The 18,590-nt window shown below is 32.6% G+C and carries 15 protein-coding genes; 8 read left to right on the plus strand and 7 right to left on the minus strand.

Going from position 1 to position 18,590, the window contains the following annotated elements; translation table 11 throughout:
* Positions 1-92 precede the first annotated feature (92 nt).
* The 5 genes from FDM27_RS04930 to FDM27_RS04950 all read left to right on the plus strand — a co-directional run bounded on the left by FDM27_RS04930 (position 93) and on the right by FDM27_RS04950 (position 7,654).
* Positions 93-3,371: a hypothetical protein gene (locus tag FDM27_RS04930; RefSeq protein ID WP_140485425.1), complete on the plus strand. Its 3,279-nt coding sequence runs from the start codon at positions 93-95 to the stop codon at positions 3,369-3,371.
* The gene (ybeY, locus tag FDM27_RS04935) at positions 3,368-3,787 is read left to right on the plus strand and encodes an rRNA maturation RNase YbeY (RefSeq protein ID WP_140485426.1); all 420 of its coding nucleotides are present in this window, start codon (positions 3,368-3,370) and stop codon (positions 3,785-3,787) included. Before FDM27_RS04930 ends, ybeY begins: the two co-directional genes overlap by 4 nt.
* A gap of 95 nt (positions 3,788-3,882) precedes the next feature.
* Positions 3,883-5,754, plus strand: a complete 1,872-nt coding sequence (mnmG, locus tag FDM27_RS04940) for a tRNA uridine-5-carboxymethylaminomethyl(34) synthesis enzyme MnmG (RefSeq protein WP_140485427.1) — start codon at positions 3,883-3,885, stop codon at positions 5,752-5,754.
* 240 nt (positions 5,755-5,994) lie between these two features.
* On the plus strand, positions 5,995-6,843 hold the full coding sequence (locus FDM27_RS04945) for a class I SAM-dependent methyltransferase (protein ID WP_140485428.1): 849 nt from the start codon (positions 5,995-5,997) through the stop codon (positions 6,841-6,843).
* Positions 6,844-7,090: 247 nt separating this feature from the next.
* Positions 7,091-7,654: an OmpH family outer membrane protein gene (locus FDM27_RS04950; protein ID WP_071184376.1), complete on the plus strand. Its 564-nt coding sequence runs from the start codon at positions 7,091-7,093 to the stop codon at positions 7,652-7,654.
* 444 nt (positions 7,655-8,098) lie between these two features.
* Here the strand turns inward: FDM27_RS04950 and FDM27_RS04955 are convergent, their stop codons facing one another.
* From FDM27_RS04955 to FDM27_RS16035, 7 genes are all read right to left on the minus strand, one after another.
* Positions 8,099-9,109 (minus strand): nucleotidyltransferase family protein, encoded by a 1,011-nt coding sequence (locus FDM27_RS04955; RefSeq protein ID WP_140485429.1) that lies wholly within the window; start codon positions 9,107-9,109, stop codon positions 8,099-8,101.
* Positions 9,110-10,924: an asparagine synthase-related protein gene (locus FDM27_RS04960; RefSeq protein WP_140485430.1), complete on the minus strand. Its 1,815-nt coding sequence runs from the start codon at positions 10,922-10,924 to the stop codon at positions 9,110-9,112.
* A gap of 86 nt (positions 10,925-11,010) precedes the next feature.
* The gene (locus FDM27_RS04965) at positions 11,011-11,424 is read right to left on the minus strand and encodes a lasso peptide biosynthesis B2 protein (RefSeq protein ID WP_140485431.1); all 414 of its coding nucleotides are present in this window, start codon (positions 11,422-11,424) and stop codon (positions 11,011-11,013) included.
* A complete protein-coding gene (locus FDM27_RS04970) occupies positions 11,411-11,680 on the minus strand; it encodes a PqqD family protein (protein WP_140485432.1) in 270 nt (89 codons plus the stop codon). Before FDM27_RS04970 ends, FDM27_RS04965 begins: the two co-directional genes overlap by 14 nt.
* 5 nt (positions 11,681-11,685) lie before the next feature.
* Positions 11,686-12,549 carry a sulfotransferase domain-containing protein gene (locus FDM27_RS04975; RefSeq protein ID WP_140485433.1) on the minus strand — a complete coding sequence of 288 codons (864 nt, stop codon included), beginning with the start codon at positions 12,547-12,549 and terminating at the stop codon, positions 11,686-11,688.
* A complete protein-coding gene (locus tag FDM27_RS04980; protein ID WP_140485434.1) occupies positions 12,546-13,379 on the minus strand; it encodes a hypothetical protein in 834 nt (277 codons plus the stop codon). Before FDM27_RS04980 ends, FDM27_RS04975 begins: the two co-directional genes overlap by 4 nt.
* Positions 13,380-13,512: 133 nt before the next feature.
* The gene (locus tag FDM27_RS16035; RefSeq protein WP_181161636.1) at positions 13,513-13,650 is read right to left on the minus strand and encodes a hypothetical protein; all 138 of its coding nucleotides are present in this window, start codon (positions 13,648-13,650) and stop codon (positions 13,513-13,515) included.
* A 203-nt stretch (positions 13,651-13,853) separates the two neighbouring features.
* Here FDM27_RS16035 and cysC point away from each other — a divergent pair, with 203 nt between their 5' ends.
* From cysC to FDM27_RS04995, 3 genes are read left to right on the plus strand one after another with little or no spacing between them, the layout of a single operon-like run.
* On the plus strand, positions 13,854-14,477 hold the full coding sequence (gene cysC, locus FDM27_RS04985; RefSeq protein WP_317133610.1) for an adenylyl-sulfate kinase: 624 nt from the start codon (positions 13,854-13,856) through the stop codon (positions 14,475-14,477).
* Positions 14,478-14,483: 6 nt separating this feature from the next.
* On the plus strand, positions 14,484-16,256 hold the full coding sequence (locus tag FDM27_RS04990; RefSeq protein ID WP_140485435.1) for an ABC transporter ATP-binding protein: 1,773 nt from the start codon (positions 14,484-14,486) through the stop codon (positions 16,254-16,256).
* A gap of 47 nt (positions 16,257-16,303) precedes the next feature.
* Positions 16,304-18,574 (plus strand): helix-turn-helix domain-containing protein, encoded by a 2,271-nt coding sequence (locus tag FDM27_RS04995; protein WP_140485436.1) that lies wholly within the window; start codon positions 16,304-16,306, stop codon positions 18,572-18,574.
* Positions 18,575-18,590: the final 16 nt, after the last annotated feature.

Consider the following 18,590-nt stretch of genomic DNA (forward strand, 5'->3'; position numbering starts at 1 on the left):
TTTTTCAATAACAAGCTGTTCATTTTTATTGTCATTGAATTTGATAATGTTATAATTATTACTTTTATGGGTTATTATAAAGCAAAATTACCTTGAATAGTTCCAATTTTATATATCAAAAATTAGAAGCTTTTATTAGAAAGTATTATTTAAACGAGTTGATAAGAGGAGTGGTTTTCTTTATCGGGCTTGGTTTGTTGTATTTTCTTTTTACACTTTTTATTGAATATTTCCTTTGGTTAAAGCCTACAGGAAGAGCCATTTTGTTTTGGACTTTTGTTGGGGTAGAAATCTTTTTACTTTTTCGTTTTATTGTATTTCCAATATTTAAACTTTTTAAATTTCAAAAAGGAATTGATTACAATGAGGCTTCGGCTATTATTGGGAATCATTTTTCGGATGTAAAAGATAAGCTGCTTAATTTTATTCAGCTTTCAAATCCTGAAAATAACACGGCAAAATCCGAATTGCTTTTGGCTTCAATAGAACAAAAAGCTAATGCTTTACAACCTATTCCTTTTTCTAATGCGATTAATTTTAATTCGAATAAAAAGTATTTACCACTTGCTCTGATTCCTTTTTTATTGTTTGCTGCTTTTTATATCTCAGGAAATAAATCGATATTGACTCAAAGTTTGAATAGGGTAGTGCATTTTAATGCTTCTTTTTTGCCTCCGGCTCCTTTTGAATTTGTGCTTTTGAATTCTAGTTTACAAACGGAGCAAAACAAAGATTTTATTGTTAAAGTAAAAACTGTGGGTAAAGTAATTCCTGAAAATGTGATGATTTTCATTGATGATGAAAGTTATTTTATGGAGAATACCAAACCAGGTGAATTTGAGTTTAAGATTGAGAAGCCTACTCAAAATGTTTCTTTTTATATTAAAGGAAATTCAGTTTCATCTGATGATTATGAATTAAAAGTTGTGGCTGTTCCTTCTATTTTAAATTTCGAAATGCAATTGAATTTCCCTTCGCATCTCAATAGAAAAGCTGAAATTATCAAAGGTACAGGAAATGCCATTATTCCCGAAGGAACATTGGTAACCTGGAGAATGAGTACACAAGCAACCCAAAAAGTGTTATTTTCTAATGCAAACACGGTTTATCCGTTTGCAAAATCAGAAAACAATTTTGTTTTATCAAAAAAAGTGATAGAAAACACAGATTATCAGATTATTACTTCAAATAATATGGTTTCTAACTTCGAAAAACTCAATTATCAGCTTACTGTTATCAAAGATCAGTATCCAACGATTACAGTTAACCAGGCTCCTGATAGTTTGAAGTTAGTTACCAATTATCTTTTAGGGAAAATAGGGGATGATAATGGTTTGTTAAAATTACAAGTGGTCTATTATGAATCTAATAAACCGGCTACTGCTAAACGTGGAACAATTGCTATTAAGTCGGGAGTTTTTGATCAATTTGTTTTTTCATTTCCAGCTAATCTTTCTGTTGTTGAAGGAGTAACTTATGATTATTATTTTGAAGTTTTTGATAATGATGTTTTACATCATTTCAAAAGTTCTAAATCAGCGGTTTTTTCTAATCGAATTCTAACTGTTCAGGAAAAGCAGGATTTAATTTTGCAACAACAAAATGATAATATTCAAGGTTTACAGAAATCATTAAAGAGTCAGGACAAGCAATTTTCACAATTGGATAAGATTCAGAAAACAGGAAAAGAAAAAGAAAATTTTGAATTCAATGACCAACAAAAAATAAATGATTTTATTCAACAGCAAAAGAAGCAGGATGAAATGATGCGCAACTTTATGGATAAAATGAAAAATAATTTAGATGAATCTAAATCAAAACCTGAGGATAATTTCAAAAAAGAATTGGAAAAACGTCTTGATAATAACAATGAGGAATTAGAAAAAAATAAAAAACTTTTAGACGAATTAAAAGCACTAAATGATAAAATGAAGAATGAAGATTTACTCGAAAAGTTAGATCAGTTTAAACAGAAGAGTAAAAATCAGGTTAAGAATTTACAACAATTAGTCGAATTGACTAAGAAGTATTACGTTCAAAAAAAGGCAGAACAAATAGCTGATAAATTAGAAAAATTATCAGACAAGCAAGATAAACTTTCAGAGAATGAAAAGGAAAATACTAATGCTAAACAACAAGAAATAAATAAGGATTTTGATAAAATTCAAGAAGATTTGAATGATCTAGAAAAAGACAATAAACAGTTAAAATCACCTTTAGACATTCCTAAAGATGATAAAACTGAAAAAAGTATTGACGAAGATTTGAAGAAGGCTTCAGAAGAATTGCAAAAAAACAATGCTTCAAAAGCAAAGCCAAATCAGAAAAGTGCTTCTAAGAAAATGAAATCCATGGCTATGAAAATGGATCAGGGTATGGACGGAGCCGAGATGGAACAGCTGGAAGAAGACGTTAAAATGCTGCGCCAAATCTTAGATAATTTATTGGCTTTTTCTCTTTCGCAGGAATCCGTAATGTTGAATTTTAAATCTCTTAATTCTGCTTCTCCAGCTTTTAATAAAAATATAAAACTGCAACAGGATTTACGAATTCAGTTCAAACATGTTGATGATAGTTTGTTTGCAATGTCTTTACGAAATCCAAAATTCACTGAAGATATTACGAAAGAAGTTGGAAATGTTCAGTACAATATTGATAAGGCTATTGATAAATTATCCGATTCTGAAATTCCTAAAGGAGTTTCTCATCAGCAATATGTGATAGCTTCTGCAAATAAACTAGGAGATTTTCTAAGTGAAATGCTGAATAATATGCAAATGTCTTTGTCTTCTATGGGACAGGGAAAACCTAAACCGGGTCAAGGAGAAGGTATGCAGTTGCCTGATATTATTTCGAAGCAACAAGGCTTAGGAGATAAAATTAAAAAAGGAATTAAACCCGGAGAAGGAAAAGAAGGGAAACCTAATTCTGGTAAAGGCGATGAAGATGGTAAAGGCGGAGAAGGTGATGCCAAATCTATAATGGAAATTTACAAAGAGCAGAAAGAACTGCGTGAAGCTTTAGATGGTGAATTAAAAAGGCAAGGTTTAGGAAGTAAAGGTCAGAATGCTTTAGAGCAAATGAAACAGATTGAAAAGCAATTATTGAATAAAGGTTTTAAAAACGAAACGCTTCAACAAGTGTTGAATTTAAAGCAGGAGCTCTTAAAATTAAATAATGCGGTTCAGCAACAAGGAGAAGAAAATAAAAGACAATCGCAAACCAATGATAAAGAATTTCTTAATCATTCAAGAGTTTTACCTAATTCTTTGTTAGAATATATGAATAGCATAGAGATATTAAACAGACAATCATTACCTTTGCGCTCCAATTTTAACCGCAAGGTTCAAGAATATTTTAAAACAAAATGATAAATTTTAATTACGAAAACGACTTTAATTTAGATAATGAAGAAGCTATTTCTACTTGGTTGTCGGCTGTAATCGCATCTGAGAAAAAGAAGGAAGGAGAGATTAATTATATCTTTTGCGATGATGATTATCTTCATAAAATCAATCTAGAATATTTAAATCACGATACACTTACTGATATTATTAGTTTTGATTACACGGTAGGAAATGAGTTAAATGGAGATATTTTTGTTTCTGTTGAACGTGTTCAGGACAATGCTAATGATTTTAATGTTTCTTTTGAAGAAGAATTGAAGCGTGTTTTGGTTCATGGAGTTTTACATTATTGCGGTTATAAAGATAAGGGAGAAGAGGATGAACGATTGATGCGTTTTAAGGAAGATGAAAAAATAGCAATGTTCCACGTGGAACAGTAAAATTATTTTTTGAATTTAAAGATGAGTGTTCCACGTGGAACGTTTGATGTTTTAGGTTTTAATTTAAGTCCTGTGTTCAGGAAAAATATAAAAAAATGTTTCTAGAAGAGTATGATGTAATTGTTGTGGGCGCTGGTCACGCAGGTTGTGAAGCTGCTGCTGCTGCTGCAAATTTGGGTTCGAAAACTTTGTTGGTTACAATGAGTTTGCAAAACATAGCCCAAATGTCTTGTAATCCTGCAATGGGTGGAATTGCCAAAGGTCAAATTGTACGTGAAATTGATGCGCTTGGAGGTTATTCGGGAATTGTTTCTGATAGGACTGCAATTCAATTCAAGATGCTGAACAAGTCGAAAGGACCAGCCATGTGGTCTCCGCGTGTTCAAAGTGACCGTATGCGTTTTGCCGAAGAATGGAGAATGATGTTGGAAGGAACTCCAAATCTTGATTTTTATCAGGAAATGGTAAAAGGTTTGATTATTGAAAGCGGAAAAGTAAAAGGAATTCGAACTTCTCTTGGAATTGAAATTCGTTCCAAATCGGTGGTTTTGACCAATGGTACTTTCCTGAACGGATTGATTCATATTGGAGAAAAACAATTCGGTGGAGGAAGAGCAGGAGAAAGTGCTGCATACGGAATTACGGAAGATTTGATTGCAGCCGGATTTGAAGCGGGCAGAATGAAAACCGGAACACCCCCTCGTGTTGATGGTCGCTCTTTGGATTATTCGAAAATGAATGAAGAAAAAGGAGATGCTAAACCTGATAAGTTTTCATATTCTGATTTGACTTCGCCATTGACGCACCAAAGATCTTGTCACATGACTTATACTTCTTTGGAAGTTCACAATATTTTGAGAGAAGGTTTTGATCGTTCGCCAATGTTCAACGGTCGAATTAAAAGTCTTGGTCCAAGATATTGTCCGTCTATTGAAGATAAAATTAATCGTTTTGCTGATAAAGAAAGACATCAACTTTTTGTAGAACCAGAAGGATGGAATACCTGTGAGGTTTATGTGAATGGATTTTCTACTTCGCTTCCTGAGGATATTCAATTTAAAGCTTTGAGTTCTGTTGCAGGATTTGAAAAGGTGAAATTCTTTAGACCAGGTTATGCAATCGAATATGATTATTTTCCACCAACACAATTAAAACATACTTTGGAAACGAAGTTGGTTGAAGGTTTGTATTTTGCCGGACAAATTAATGGAACTACCGGTTATGAAGAAGCGGCTTCTCAAGGATTAATGGCTGGAATTAATGCGCATTTAAAAGTGCATGAAAAAGAACCATTAATTTTGAAAAGAGATGAAGCTTATATTGGAGTTTTAATTGACGACTTAATCACGAAAGGAACAGAAGAACCATATAGAATGTTTACTTCTCGTGCAGAATACAGAACTTTGTTGCGTCAGGATAATGCCGATTTTAGGTTGACACCAATGTCGTATGAAATAGGTTTGGCTTCAGAAGCACGTTTACGAAGAATGGAACGTAAACTTAATGAATCAGAAAAAATGGTTTCATTTTTCAGGGAAACGAGTGTTTCGATAGGAGAGACCAATCCAATTTTGGAATCTAAAGGAAGCGCACCAATTTCTCAGGGAGATAAGATGTTTAAGATTTTCTCTCGTCCACAAATTGATTTGGAGGATATGATTAAGTTTGAAAAAGTTCAAGCTTATGTAGCAGAAAATGATTTGGACCAAGAAATTTTGGAACAAGCCGAAATTCAGGTGAAGTATTCTGGTTATATCGAAAAGGAAAGAAATAATGCAGATAAGTTGACTCGACTAGAAGATGTGAAAATTCCAGCCGATTTTGATTATAATAAAATTAAATCAATGTCTATTGAAGCTAAACAAAAATTAAATAAAATTCGTCCAGTAACTATTTCACAAGCTTCAAGAATTAGCGGAGTTTCACCTAGCGATATTTCGGTTTTATTGATTTACATGGGAAGATAATATGAAGTTAGAAGTCTGAAGTTAGAGGTTGGAAGTATTATTGTAAACTTCTAACCTCTAATTTCAATCCTCTAACTTTAATTGTTCCACGTGAAACTACGCTCGAAAACCTTGTCATTACTAAGAAAAGTGATTTTAAAAATAAAAAAACTAGGAGTAATAGATTTCGATTTATTACTCTTTTTTAAAATTTAGTATAAAATTTTACCTCATTCTAAACCAACCACTGAAAACTAAAAAATGGATATTTCAAATAAAAAGCATTTCCTTACGGTTAAAGACCATTCTGTTTCTAAAGAAATTTTCGAATTGTATCACGATGAAGATTTGGATATGTTAATTACGCATCCACAACCTAGTTTAGAAAATTTAGGGAAGTATTATGAAAGCGAAGATTATATTTCGCATACAGATAACAAACGTTCTTTATTTGAAAAAGCATATCATTTTGTAAAAGGCATCGCCTTAAAAAACAAATTGAATTTAATCAATTCTCAGCAAGTTGCTAAAGGACGAATTTTAGACATAGGAGTAGGGACAGGAGATTTTCTAACTGTTGCTAAAAATGACGGTTGGGAAACTGTTGGAATTGAACCTAGCGATAGAGCTAAAGGAATTGCAATCAATAAAGGAATTTCATTTGTAGAAAATACAACTGCATTAGAAAGTCATTCTTTTGATGTGATAACCATGTGGCATGTTTTAGAACATGTGCCCGATTTGGATTTTCAGATTAAAGAATTAAAACGTTTGCTAAAGCCAACAGGAACTTTAATTATTGCTGTTCCTAATTTTAAATCTTTCGACGCAAAACATTATGGAACTTTTTGGGCTGCTTTTGATGTGCCAATCCATTTTTGGCATTTTTCAAAAAAAGCAATCCAAATACTTTTTCAAAAAGAAAATATGAAATTAGAAAAAGTACTTCCTATGAAGTTTGATTCGTTTTATGTTAGTTTGCTTTCAGAAAAATATAAAAACGGAAAAATGAATTTTATTAAAGCATTTTTTATCGGATTACAATCGAATTGGAAAGCAAAACAGAATTCGGAGTATTCTTCGTTGATTTACGTCTTAAAAAACAACTAAAACTTATTTTAAAGCCTTTTTAGAGGCTTTTTTGGTGTTTACGGTAAACTTTATTGTCTGTTTTTTATTTTGGCTTTATTTTCAATCTATTTAATTCGTTTTTTATAGCTTTAAATTATAGCTTTCGTTTTATTAATAATAAAATCTAATACCGTAAAATTTTCCCATTTTTTCAGCCTTTTATAGGATGCTATCTATTTTTTTATATTTTTGCTACCAACACATCAATTACACAATTTAATTTAAAATGAAAAAAGTATTATTAATTATCGCAATTTCTATTTCAGTTGTTGCTTGTAACAAAACTGCCGAAGTTAAAGAAGTGAAAACAGCTTATGTAGATACTTCGGAATTAATGAAAGAATATACAGAGGCAAAAGATCTTGAAGCAAAGTATAAAGCACAATCAGAGGAAAAAGGAAGACAGTTAGAAGCTGAGATTAATCGTTTTAAGCAGGATGCTGCTAATTTCCAATCGCAGGCTCAGGCAAACGGTCAGGAATGGGCTCAAAAAAGAGGAGCTGAATTGCAAAAAAGAGAGCAACAATTGGGTTATGCTCAACAAGCTTTGGCACAACAATTACAACAAGAAAGTGGTGCAGAAATGGATACGCTTATTAAAGGAGTTAAGAAATTTATTAAGGATTACGGAAAAGAAAAAGGTTATTCTTATATCTACGGTACTGGAGATGCTGCTTCTATTCTATATGCTGAAGATAAGTATGATATCACTAAAGAAATCATTAAAGCCTTGAATGAGAAGTATAAAGCTTCTTCTAAATCAGAAACTAAAGCTGAAGAAAAGAAATAATTCTTTCTTTTAAAGTTTAAAAAATGCCTTCATTTCTAATTTGAATTGAAGGCATTTTTTTATGGATAAATTTTATTTTTTATTTGGATTACCAGGGAATAAAATTAGTCTAAAAGGACGAATTAAATAATATAAAAAATAGAGTTTTCTATTGAGTTTAAGCCAAATTTAGCATCTAAGTAAAATGATTGACTTCAAAACTGAAATAAGTCATTTATAAGAAGTTTTTTTCTCTCGCGGTAATAAACATTGGCTTTCAAAATATATTCAACTGAAGGCAGTTAAACAAGCTCTAAAGCTTGCTAAATTATAATATGGAGAGCTTTTTAAAATTTCTAAATACGTATTTAGATTAATTCCCAAAATAGATTAATGAAGAATAGTGTAATTATCGGATAGGATTGTGATGTAAAAACAGCATAAAACTTTTTAAAATAAAAGATTTTACGCATTTAGTATTCTTCTTTTTATAAAACTATAAGGTCTATAGATATAATAAATTATTTTGAATGGTGAATCTATGGCTCGGATATCTTCTATTCTGAATAGAATATTGAGCAAAGTTTGAAATTTGTAAACTAGCCCTGGAAACATTAAAAAATAATTGAGATAGATACGTTTTACTTCTTCATTTGTATATTGTAATACATTTTCCGATTCGATAAATGCAATAGCAATTTGATTTAATTTTTTATTTTGTTTTTGATCAATAGTGTTTGGTAATCTTTTATCGAAAAATTTTTCTAATAAAAAGTTAGTTTGACCAATGATTCGTTCTGCATTAAATGTTTTTACTAGTTTTTTAAAAGCCTCAATGTCTAGTTTTTCAAATGGATAATCTTTGATGTCAACCAGCCATTTCAAACGTTCCCATCCATGGCGAGAACCATGTAATAAAAGAAATAATAGCTCAAATTCTGGATTTAGAATCGTGAATTTCCGACCAGAAAAAAATACTTCCGTTTGATTTTGAGCAACAATTTGTTTAATTTTTTTTTGAGATACTGGAAGTGTGTGCATCAGTGTCCAATGTATTTCTACACACAATCTAAGTTCTTTATTATAAATAGAAATATGATGACCATTATTAATTACCAGCTCTTGTTGTGACTTTTTTTCAGGCCAAAAAGCACCTTCTGTTAAATTATAGTTGTTCTTTAGAAAAAGTTTTATGACAGCATTTATTTTAGATTCGTCAATTAGAAGATCAATATCGTGTGAAAATCGTACTGTCGGATCATTATAAATACGATGAGAAAGCAAAGGACCTTTTAAAGAAGTAAAAGGAATTTTGTTTTCTCTCAACAAATCCGTAACACTAATAAAATTTCGCACCATTTTTAGATGGCGCATTTTTTCCTTCAAAAATTCTTTAGACCGATTTTCACTCAGCCAACGGTCAATTTGTTGGTGACTTAAACGATGGCGCTTGTGTAAAATTTCTCTAGTATACATTTAGGAAAGGTATTTTTTTGTCAATGCAACATAGCGAAGATATAAAAGAGAAATATTTTCTCTTTCTCTTTTTTTTCTCGGATGCAGTTTCTTATTAGTTTTATGAAATGTTTTTATTATTGCCTCTTGATTAAAAAAAGGTATATGTTCTTGTTCTGAGATGGATAGGAAAAGCTTCTTTATATATTCTCTATCATTTGTTCTATTTTTCTGGGTATAAGCAATTCTTAATCCTTCCCCTTTATCTTTACGGACTCTAATAGATTCCGTTAAAATTCCTTTCATGGCTTCCCGATATAAAAAACGGGATTGCATATTGCAATAGGTATATTCGATAGGCATGCTTAACCAAAATTCTAAAACTGATTTGTCCAATAACGGATATTTGTACACAAATCCATAACGTTCGGAGTGTAATGACCAACTGTCCATACGATCTGGAATATGGTAGTTGTGCAATAAATTGAGCATGAATTGTGTTCGATTTCCATAACCAAAAATATTTTTGGAACGATTTAAAAATATTTTTTTCCAATGTTTTCCAATAAAATGAAATTGTGTATAACGAAGTATAGACCAGTATTGAGAACGATATGTTGGCAAAAAAGGAATTAATACCGGCAAAACTTCTGTTCTAAACCGCATAATACTTGGTTTTATGCCTGATTTTAAAACAAAACGACCAAGTGTTTTCCATTTGAGACTAAAAAACAAATGATTGTAAATACCACGGGTACTTAGTGAAACAAATTCGTCTCCACCCCAACCGCTAAAAATGGTAGTTACTTGATCTTTTCCTGCCATTTGCATCGTTGGATGCTCAATAGACATTCGTTCAAATTCAGGAAGAATGAAGTCTTTACTTAATTCATTTTCTTTTAATTGCTGGTAATTAATTGTAATTTTTTTTTCAGTTGCAAAAGTTTCAATCAATACTTTTTCATCTACTCCTTCAAATTCAATATCCAGTTTTTCGGGTGTCCAGGAATAACCAATAAGTTGCGATTTGTCTTCAATAGCATCTGCTAATATGGCTGCCACTCCGGTAGAATCCAGACCACCACTTACATGTACTCCTGTTTTTCCTGATTCGATGCGCTTTTCGGTAGCTTCAAGAAGTAGTTTTCGCAATTGTAAAACTGCCTGATCAAAAGTAAGTGTTTTGTTCTTTTTAAGTTGCTCGGGTTTCCAATATTTAGTTTGCTGTTTTCCATTAGATGAAAAACTAACGCTATGCCCTGGAATTATTTTATATATATTCTCGAATGTAGTCTGGGAATAATTTCTCTTTTGTTGAAAAAAATCGATAATTAATTTTTCTTCAGAAAGAGCAGTAGTAACTAATTTAGATTGTGCTAAACCAAATTCATGCGAAGCAAATAGGAGTTGGTTGTTTTCAAACCAATAGGTTAGAGGTCGTGTACCAATATGGTCGCGAAATAAGTGTACTTCGTTTTTATTTTGGTCAAAAACTACTACAGCAAAATCCCCATTGATATAATTGGCACAATCGATACCCCATTTTAAGTATGCTTTAGTAAAAGCTTCTTCGGGAGATGTAAAAGAAAAATGATTTTGTAATTCGGGTATATTATAAATTCGGATATCAGCAAGAACGATGAGGTTTTCATATTCAAAAATGTCCGCATTAGGTTCTCTTTCCGTATGATGGCAATAGCCCAAAGCATAATTATTAGCGATTGTAGTATTATTTTCTTGAAATTCCTTCCATTTGACAGCAGTAGCCAATGCTTCAATTTCTTGTGTTGTTACTGCTTTTTGGTCTAAATTGATAATACCGTAAATGAAACTCATGCGTTCGGATTTTAATGGACTTATTTATAGGGTTAATGTATTATTTATAATCTGATTTTTTCTTTGTTGAAATGAAAATAATTGTTTTAAAAACTAAATATTTCTTTGTAACGGGTTCTTCCTTTAGGGGTAACATAGATTTCATTGGCAACCAACCAGGCATGGGCTACTAATTCTTTATTGTTTTTGAATTGTAAGCCTAAGTGCATTACTGAACCAATTTGCCTGCGTTGCAGCATAAACCGGGCAGCAAAAGATTTGACCAAACAAATGTTTTGCCAAAAAGCTAGTTTATTAGCTCTGGCAACGGCTAGTTGCACTTTTTTTAGCAAAATAGGATCTCCTTTTTGAGGTAAACTCTCAATAGAATCTAATTGCCTAATACAAAACTTGAAAGGCAAAAAAAGAAAAACCTTAGAGAAAAACAAAAAAAATACCGCTTCTAAAAACAGTATTTTTTCTTCTAATGGTAGTTGTATTATTTTTTTAAGCAAGTTCACTTTTTATAATATCAAATTGAATGGCTTTGTCTAAAAAAATTTTTACTTCCTGCTTGCATTGTTCAGCAGATACTTCAAATTCTTCTAATAAAGCGGAAGTAATTTCTGTAATGTTTTTAGGTTCTTCGATTAATTCCCATATTCTTTTAGCTACAGGATCTAATCCAAAATATTTGCCCTTATCCAAGTGCATCATTACTTGGTTGTCGTCTAGTTCACCATCAATAATTTGTTCGTTTCTGCTGTATTTTTCCATTTTTATTATATAGTTAAATTGCCTTGTGCATCAAGATACCCGAATTCCTTCATGGTATCATAATGGTAGGTAACTAATTGTTTTATTTGTTCTTCGTTTAGATGTTCTCTGTAGTTACCTGTTTTTCCTTCTCTAAAAAAACCTTTGCTATTTTGCGGTTTTTCCTTAAATCCTTTTTCCTGTTCCATTTGTTGTAACAGTGTGAAATCGCTGTTAATAATGGATCTCTTTAAACGTTCTTCGTCATATACTATTCCTAAAAATTGGATAATGGAACCAAAAGTATTTATAGGATCTTGTTTCATATCCTCATAGCGTACAATATGAACCGGGATTTGATCTTGTTGTTGCCAACTTTTAATATGGTTTTTCCAGGAAAACATAATTTGTCTTAATTGTCCCGATTTTTTTCCAGCAATCTCTGCCTTTTCATTTTGTAAAAATTGTATGGTTCGTTCAATTTTAGCTGTTGCATGATTGGCGTAAGAGACACAGACATCCAGCGGATTGCGAACAAAATAAACGGCTCCTTTAGTTACTTCTTTTGGGAATAATGGAATATTATGTACGTTATGAATATAGGCATCATGGGTTTTTTTATACAGGATACCCGCTTCGGTTTCCTCGTTTTCAGACAAGTACTGGTACATTTCTGGGCGGTAGAGATCAACTTCGTCTGGGCTAAGTTCAAAAGGATTGAAACCGCTAATTTCTTCAAAACCAACTGCATCGCTGGAAATAGGCGTACGTTCAATTTCTTCTAAAGAGATGGCTGTTACACTATTTTTTAAGTAATTTGCCAAAAACATCCTGAACCAGGTATTTCCTGATTTAGGATAAGAAGCCAGCCAAACAATATTCTTTTTCATTCCTCCAACTGTTGTTTAATGTATTCCATGGTAGTAGAAATTTCAGCCAGTTGTGGACGAACAATTCGAGTAACTCGAACGTTTTTTACCAAAAGGAAGAGTTGCTTGAAATATTTTTTTTCGGTTTCTGGCATGCCTTTCAAGTAGATTTTACGGTAAATTTGTTTGCGTAAAGTATTAAATTTGGCCATGCCTTCTAATTCAAAACTTTCAAAATCATTTTTAGTATGGGTGCTGAGGACAAAAATGTGATGCAGCGTTTGTTGTTTCTTGAAGTCTTTTTCAACTGGCAGGTAAAACTTTTCTAAGCTAGGTCTTATTTTTTCTAAATCATTAGTGACTATGTCTAATTTTGCTAAAGAATCATCCCATAGTTTAATTTTAGTTTTGATAGGAATGATGGTGGTGGACTCATCAGTTATTTCCACTGGGGTAATATCATCATTGATGAATTGTGCTCCATTTTTACAAAAAGCGGCTGTTACCGATGATTTTCCGGCACCCGAAACCCCACAAATCATAATACCTTTTTGGTCGTATTCAAAACAGCTGCCGTGAAAGGGTAGTGTAGCACGTTGATGCAATATAGCACCCAAAACTGAACCATTTAAAAACAGTTTGATAGAGGCTATATCAGAATTTTTATGAGGGAAAATTTTAATGATATTGCCTTTTTGGACTCTGTAGTTGGCTACTTCATTTACTTTCAAATAAAAATCATCCTCGTTAATCTGCATATAGGAGCAGGAAAAACGAGGATTAGATATTGTCTCTAAATCAACTATAGAAAAATCAAGTTTTTCTATAGTAATAGGAAATTGTAAATTCATTCAATTTAAGTTAATAAAACTCATGTGTTTATTAAACCAATTTTTTTGGTTTTTTTTAAGTAATTAAAATTTTAAACACAACAATAAATTCTAGTTATTCTCTATTTTTTAATAAAGACTATTAATTGGATTTTTAGGACGGGTCTGGACTGTCAGTAGGAAAAAAAGATTCAGTTGTGGCAGGAAACATTCCAGTTGCTGTATTTTTTACGTCTAAATCTTGTACTTCCGGTTTTTGCCAGATTTTCTTTTGAGTAGTTTCTTTTTTCATAATTTTTTTGTTATTTATTTTGAAGCGAAAATAAATAAAAATAATTTAAAATATTACTTTTTGTCAGAAAAAAACAGTGCTTTGTAATCAATAAAATAGGGTTTGTATTGTTCCTTATTTTTTTAGAAAATAAAAAATCAAGTTTATTTGTGTTATTCACTAAAACCAAAAAGACTAAATTTGAGCCTTTAATAAATTTTATAATGATGAGTGCAGCTAACAATTTATTCCAGGAAAACTATTCGGTTTCCAGAAAAGACCGTGAGGAATTAAATGCACATGCCTCTTTTACTATCTGGCTTACGGGTTTTTCGGGTTCAGGTAAATCGACCATTGCAGCTGCATTGGATCAATGGTTTTATAAGCGTCAAATCCGTTCTTACATTACCGATGGAGATAATACCCGCATGCATCTTAACCGTGATTTGGATTTTAGCCGTGAAGGAAGAAAAGAAAACATTCGCCGTGTTGCCGAAGTGGCCAAGCTTTTTAATGATGCCGGAGTAGTGGTGATTAGTTCTTTTATCTCTCCATTTGAAGAAGACAGAAAATCGGCTAAAGCCATCGTGGGAGCAGAACATTTTGTAGAAATTTACATTGCTACGCCTTTAGAAACCTGTATTCAAAGAGACGCTAAAGGATTGTACGAAAAAGCACGAAAAGGGGAAATCAAGGATTTAACAGGAATCAATAGTCCTTACGAAGTGCCATCCAATCCGGATATTGTTGTGGATACTACTATTGATAGTATTGAAATTTCTTTGCAAATCATAACCGATTGGTTGTTAGAAAACAAATTGCAGGCGGTTACTGAATTAAAGCTATAATACATTGTGAAAAAACAATTCCAATTTAAAAAAATACTTCAGGACTATGTCCAAATTTTACAAATCATTTACAAATCTTCTCCGGGAAATGCGGTGAGTTATTTTATTTTGGTATTGTTACAGTCGGTTGTTCCGGTTTTGTCGCTTTACATTACCAAAGAGATTATTGATATCATAACGACTCCCAAAGGACATGATTTCAATGAAGTTGTTAAGTTGGTTATAGGGTTTTGTGTTTTGCAGCTTATTTCTTCAGTTTGCAGCCAAATGGCAACTTATGTAAACTCACTTTACCAACAAAAAGTAGGTGATTATTTGTCTAAACGTGTGCTTGACAAAGCCATTTCGGTTGATTTCTCGTATTATGAAAATCCTGTTTATCATGATACTTTGCATTTGGCACAACAACAAGCGGTTTTTAAAGCTGCCCAATTGTTGAATGGATTCAGTAATTTGTTGATGCAGTTTTCGAGCGTTATTATGATTGCGAGTATGTTAGCTTATTATTATTGGCAATATGCTGTAATTATTGTGGTGCTGTCTCTGCCTTTGTTTGCCGTAAAATGGTTTTTTTCCAGAAAGAGTTTTACTGAAGAAAAAAGATTGGCAGCAGCCGAAAGAGAATCCAATTATTTACAGCAGGTTTTAACGGGATTGAGTTATGCAAAGGAAGTACGTCTTTTTGGTTTTGGACAAAAATTCATTAGCCGTTACAGTGCTTTAAGAGAATATTTGTTCACGCAACGAAAATCCATTCAAAACAAGCAAAATTTTTACAGTGTTATTATTGAAGCAGGTGAAATTATCTTGGTTGGTTTTATCTTTTTATCGTTGGCTCAAAATACCTGGGAGCAAATTATTACTCCAGGACTTTTTGTAATTTACCTTCAGGGTTTCCAGAAATTACAATCAGGGACAAAAAGCTTTTTAACGGCTTTAGTACAATTATTTCAACATCGGATGTTTATTAATCATCTTTTCCAATTTCTTGATATTCCTGAAAGAAATTTAAAAGAAAATACAGTTCCTTTTCCAGTAAAACCTTCAAAATTGGAAGTTAAGAATCTCCATTTTACTTATCCGGATACCAAAAGAGAGATTCTAAAAGACATTTCTTTGTCTTGTGAAAAAGGACAAATTATTGCTATTGTTGGGGCTAATGGTTCAGGAAAATCGACTCTGGTAAAGCTTTTAGGTAAGTTATACGATTATGAAAATGGTACTATTACCATTGATGGTATTTCGTTGAAAAATATTAATAAAGAAGAATTTAGAACTAATAGTGTTTTCCTTTTTCAGGATTTCGAAAAATATTTTTTAAGTGTAGCTGAAAGCATTAGTTTAGGAGCCGAAGGGGAAGTGAATTTAGAACGACTAAATGAAGCTGTAAAAAACAGTGGAGCAAAGGTTTTTATTGATAAAATGAAACACGGATTGGATACTAAACTAGGACGTACTTTTTGGATGGGGGAACAGCTTAGTGGGGGAGAATGGCAAAAATTAGCTTTAGCCAGATTGTTTTATCGCGATGCTGATTTGGTTGTAATGGATGAACCTACAAGTGCTTTGGATGCTTTTTCAGAAAGTGAATTGTACAATTCACTTAGAGATTGGGGTAAAGAAAAGATGATTATCTTGGTTTCTCATCGTTTATTTCAATTGAAAAAGGCTGATGTCATTTATGTCATGAAGAATGGGTGTATCGTGGAGAAAGGTGATTTTGAAACATTAATAGCCCAAAAAAGTTATTTTTGTGAAATGTTTGATGATCAATTGTAGTTTGAAATAGTTTTTTGAATTATATTTTGTTCCAAATTTTTCATTCCATGCAAACCGTATCAGAAGCCGCTAAATATACTTTACAGTTCATTAACCAAACGCAACGTTCGGTTTTTTTGACTGGAAAAGCGGGTACAGGTAAGACTACTTTGCTTCGTGAAATTATTGAAACCACCCATAAAAATACAGTGGTTGTAGCGCCTACAGGTATTGCGGCTTTAAATGCTGGAGGTGTTACCATACATTCGATGTTTCAACTGCCTTTTAGCGGATTTATTCCTTCGCATACAGCCGAATCTCAATTTTCTGAAACGGTCAAATTTGAAACTAAGGAAAGTTTGCGTAGGCATTTTAAAATGAACAGTTTAAAGAAATCAGTGATTCGAAATATGGAATTGCTGGTTATTGACGAAGTGAGTATGCTTCGTGCCGACTTGCTCGATGCGATGGATTATATGATGCAAACCGTTCGTAAAAAAGCGATTGCTTTTGGTGGTGTTCAGGTTCTTTTTATTGGCGATTTATTGCAGTTGCCGCCTGTAATTCGGGATGAAGAATGGCGCACTTTACGCAATTATTACAAGGGAAAATTCTTTTTCCATTCGCATGTTATTCAGCAAAGTCCGCCTTTGTATATTGAATTATCTAAAATTTTCCGCCAGACGGATTCCAGTTTTATTTCGGTTTTAAATAATTTGAGGAATAACCAAATTACTCCCGAAGATGTTCAGGTTTTGAACCAATATGTGAAACCTGATTTCGATTTAAAAACCAATAGAGGTTATATCACATTAACGACTCATAATGCCAAAGCTGATGCGATGAATGCTCAGGCTTTGGAAGATTTAAAAGGAGAATTGATTACGTATAAACCAGAAATTACAGGCGATTTTCCTGAGAAAATCTATCCTGTGGAGTATAATTTGCAATTGAAAGTAGGTGCTCAAATCATGTTTGTCAAAAACGATTTGGCTTTCGAGAAAAACTATTTCAATGGCAAAATGGGGATTATCAAATCACTTTCAAGTCAGGAAATCCTGGTGCATTTTCCGGAAGAAAATAAAACCATAGAAGTGGAACGATACGAATGGCAAAACATTCGTTACAAAGTGGATCCATTGACCAAGGAAGTGGAAGAGGAGGTTTTGGGCACTTTTGTGCATTATCCTATCAAATTAGCCTGGGCAATTACAGTGCATAAAAGTCAGGGATTAACCTTTGACAAAGCTGCGATTGATGTTTCGCAGGTTTTTATGCCTGGTCAGGCTTATGTGGCTTTGTCGCGTTTACGTTCGTTAGATGGCTTGGTTTTGCTTTCTCCGCTGCGAATGAATGGCATTTCTAACGACCAGGATGTGATGGAATATGCCCAAAATAAGGCTTCGGAAGAGGTGTTGAAGAATTCCCTGCATTTTGAAACCAAGAATTTCATTCATAATTATTTGATTAACAGCTTTGATTGGTATAATCTGGCTCAGGAATGGCGCAATCATAAGTTCAGTTATTCGGATAAAACGGAAACTTCGGCAAAATCTAAAAATGCACTTTGGGCAGCGAAACAATTGGAAAATATCGAATCGCTTTTGGATCCATCCAAAAAATTCATCATACAATTGAACAGAATCTTTGCTAATGAAACGGTGGATTTAATTCATGTTTCTGCCCGAATTCAGGCAGCGTTTGATTATTTTTTCAAACCTATGGACGATTTGGTTTTTGAGGTTTTGTGGAAAATTGAAGAAATCAAACGACTGAAGAAAGCCAAAGCCTATTTCGAAGAATTGTCTGAATTGGAAGAGTTGCAATCCAAGGCTGTTTTGCGATTGATGAAAACCAAACTTTTAATTGAAACGGTTATTGCGAATGAGGCTATTTCGAAAGAAAAACTCACTTCAGACGAGATAAAAAAATATCTTTCGAGAAAAAAAGAAGCCATTCAAAATCAATTCAAGGAAGCGAATATTACGCTGATTGAAGATGAAAAGGATGTGGAACGTTATACTTCGAAGAAAAAAGATCAAAAAGAGCCGAAAAAATCGACTGTTGAGGAAACTTTCGATTTGTGGATAGCTAAAAATTCGATTCAGGATATTGCCGATATTCGAAAATTAACGGTTAATACTATTCAAAGTCATTTGGTTAAATTGATTCAAGCCAAAAGAGTTTCAATTAGCGAAGTCTTACCGCAGGATAAAATGGATGAATTAGCCGAAGCTTTTAAATATTACAAAGAAGAATCGCTTACTCCAATGAAAGGACAATTGGGAGAGAAATACAGTTGGGAAGAATTGCGAATGTTTAAGGCGAGTTTGAATTAAAAAGTCATTGCGAGGA

The organism is Flavobacterium sp. GSA192 (assembly GCF_006386525.1).
GTDB classification, from domain to species: Bacteria; Bacteroidota; Bacteroidia; order Flavobacteriales; family Flavobacteriaceae; genus Flavobacterium; species Flavobacterium commune.